This window comes from Algibacter sp. (assembly GCF_049667265.1).
In the GTDB taxonomy this organism is placed as follows: Bacteria; Bacteroidota; Bacteroidia; order Flavobacteriales; family Flavobacteriaceae; genus Algibacter_B.
In genome coordinates this window covers 1-3,150 of the sequence record NZ_JBATHX010000070.1, presented here as the reverse complement: position 1 = coordinate 3,150, position 3,150 = coordinate 1, and the positions used below count along the sequence as shown (strand labels likewise).

The following is a 3,150-nucleotide window of genomic DNA, read 5'->3' as shown; positions in this document are numbered from 1 at the left end:
AATTTGTTCTTGTATGAGCGCTGAGCTTTCTTGAAGCACAATTTTATCTTCTTTTTTATCACCACAATATTTAAAAGTGAATAATACAACCAAAGTTATTATGACACCAAACAGAATTTTTCGCATGTACTAATTTAGAAATTAATTAAGACAATAAGCTTCAGAAGCGGTTTATTTTATAGCAAAAAAAAACATCAAAGGAATACCATTTTACTGAATATTACAATTGATGTCTTTTAATATGAACTGATTAATAGCATTTTAAAATTAATATTTAAACTTATACAATGTTAATATTCTCGATAAAACGTTATTAAAAAAGATAAAGCGTGATAATTATTTTTTACAGGTGCAAAAGGTTTATTTTATTAAAAAAAGCAGGATATAAATCTACCTCTAAAAGACAATATGCGGGTATTGCGCATTTAGCTTTTCAACTTTCACTTTTAATTTTTGAAGAAATTGTTGATGCGCCTGCGATTGCGAATTAAATGGTTTATGCTGAAGTCCTTTTTGAATGGTATCTATTTCATCTAATATATGGAAAGCATCATCTGATATCCATACGGTTTTAAACCTTTCCCAAATATAATTGACCGCCATTTGGCTGGGATGAACCATATCTTCATTATAAAAACGATAATCACGGAGTTCGTCCATCATAATTTCATAGGAAGGGAAGTAAAATCCTCCAACCCCCGAAGGGGACTTATTGATGACAGCATGTGTTGCTGAAAACAAATGCGCTTTACTTTTGGTATTTTCCACAAATCCATCCTTTAAATGGCGAACTGGAGAAACTGTAAAAATGATGGTGACATCAGAATTTATTTTTTGAATTAATTGAAGTATGTTTTTTAATGAATCTGTAATTTCTTCAACAGTTAATAATTCTTTATTGAATTCCTTCTGCGGAATTTTATGGCAATTTGCAACAATCTTATTTGTTTTTAAATGTCGATAAACCCAAGCAGTTCCAAAAGTTATCACAATATGAGAAGCCGTTTTTAAGTTTGAATCTGTTAAATTAATTTGATTGTTTAATTCAACTAATAAGCTATCTTTTGAAGAATTGCTTAGTTTCGAATGAGCATCAAAACAATGCCATTGTTCATTATGAAAAAACAAGTCTTCCTCTGAATATTGTTTATTTTCAAGAGCGTTTGAGATTAAAGTCTCAATAGCCTTTGGATGAAATAAAATTCCGAAAGGGTTTTGAATATTTTTAAACTTGAAGTAATCAAGCTTTTTCCCCATGTTTTCTGAAAAACAGGAACCAAATAAAACCACATTAGAACTATAGTCTATTTGATCTTCAGACTGCTTTTCTAATGGTATTTTGGTTTGTAATTTCATGTTGGTTTTTTTTCGCGCAAAGGCGCTAAGACGCAAAAGCTGTATGAATAATCTATAATCCACTTACTAATCTAGTTATTCCAGTTTTTAATAATTACTACATTATACTAGATATCTCTTTGCGCTCTCCAATGCCTTTTTAATTCCACTAGGGTTTCTACCGCCAGCAGTTGCAAAGAAAGGCTGTCCACCACCTCCTCCATGGATATATTTACCTAATTCTCTTACTACTTTTCCAGCGTCTAAACCTTTATTTGCAACTAATTCTTTAGAGACATAACAAGTTAAAAATGCTTTATCATCTTTTTCAGAAGCAAATAATAAAAATAGATTATCAAATTGACCACCTAACTCAAAAGCGACATCTTTTAAACCGCCGGCATCTAAATCTAGTTTCTTAGCTAAAAATTGTACACCGTTAATTTCCTCTAACTCGTTTTTAAGTTCGCCCTTAATATTTTTTGCCTTATCGGAAAGTAATCCTTCTATTTGTTTTTTAAGACTTGTGTTTTCATCCTGTAGTTTTTGAAGTGCTTTTACAGGTTCTTTTGCATTATTAAGTAAATCCTTCATTTCAAAATAAGCATTGTTATTTTCAAAATAAAAATCTTTAACGGCATCATTAGTAATAGCTTCTATTCTTCTAATTCCCGCAGCAACGGCACCCTCTGATACTATTTTAAAATGCCAAATATCAGCTGTATTTTTTACGTGCGTACCGCCACAAAGCTCAATAGATTTCCCGAATCGAATGGCACGAACAGTATCACCATACTTTTCACCAAATAAACTCATAGCGCCTTCTTCAATGGCTTCTTCTTTTGGGATATTTCGCTTTTCTTCCAATGGCAATTTCCCTTCAATGCGTCGATTGACAAAGTTTTCAATATCGCGCAATTCTTCAACCGTTAATTTTGAAAAATGTGAAAAATCAAAACGCAGGTTTTTTGAATGAACGGCACTTCCTTTTTGTTCAACATGAGTACCTAAAACTTCACGCAATGCTTGATGCAATAAGTGTGTTGCTGTATGGTTACATTCTGTTCTGTAACGCTGTTTAGCATCAACTACTGCCTTAAAAGACTCGTTAATATGCTTTGGTAAATTTTTAGCAAAATGGATAATGACATTACTTTCCTTTTTGGTATCTAAAATATAAACCACATCGCCATGGGCATCTTCTAAATAGCCTTTATCTCCCACTTGTCCGCCACCTTCAGGATAAAAAGGTGTTAAATTGAATACCAACTGAAACATATCGCCATCTTTCTTAGACGTTACTTTTCTGTATCTGGTTATTTTAACTTGAGCTTCAAGCGTATCATAACCTACAAATTCTTCTTCGGCATCATCATCAAGAATTGTCCAATCATCCGTAGACATTTCACTTGCAGCCCTTGATCTATTTTTTTGTTTTTGCAATTGGTCATTAAATCCTTTTTCATCGAGTTTTAAGTTCTTTTCAGAAAGAATTAATGCTGTTAAATCAATTGGAAATCCATACGTATCATAAAGTTCAAAAGCCTTTTCGCCTGAAACCGTATCTCCTTTTGTTTCATCAACAATTCTATTTAACAACACTAAACCTTGATCTAGGGTGCGTAAAAACGACTGTTCTTCTTCTTTTATAACATTTTCAATGAGGTGTTTTTGAGCTTTCAATTCAGGGAATGCCGTTCCCATTTGCTTACTCAATACCTCAACCAATCTGTAAATAAATGGTTCTTTTTTATCAAGAAATGTGAATCCGTATCGCACGGCACGACGCAAAATTCTTCTAATTACATAACCAGC

At 32.5% G+C, this 3,150-nt stretch carries 2 protein-coding genes; both read right to left on the bottom strand.

What is annotated here, in order from left to right; translation table 11 throughout:
* Window positions 1–396 precede the first annotated feature (396 nt).
* Window positions 397–1,356 carry a GSCFA domain-containing protein gene (locus tag WBN21_RS02675; RefSeq protein WP_424197757.1) on the bottom strand — a complete coding sequence of 320 codons (960 nt, stop codon included), beginning with the start codon at window positions 1,354–1,356 and terminating at the stop codon, window positions 397–399.
* Window positions 1,357–1,458: 102 nt separating this feature from the next.
* A partial coding sequence (gene alaS / locus WBN21_RS02670) for an alanine--tRNA ligase (protein WP_424197756.1) occupies window positions 1,459–3,150 on the bottom strand: 1,692 nt, incomplete at its 5' end.

Excerpts from the sequence above, each read along its gene's own strand:
- WBN21_RS02675 (WP_424197757.1), bottom strand. The coding sequence starts at position 1,356 with ATGAAATTACAAACCAAAATACCATTAGAAAAGCAGTCTGAAGATCAA.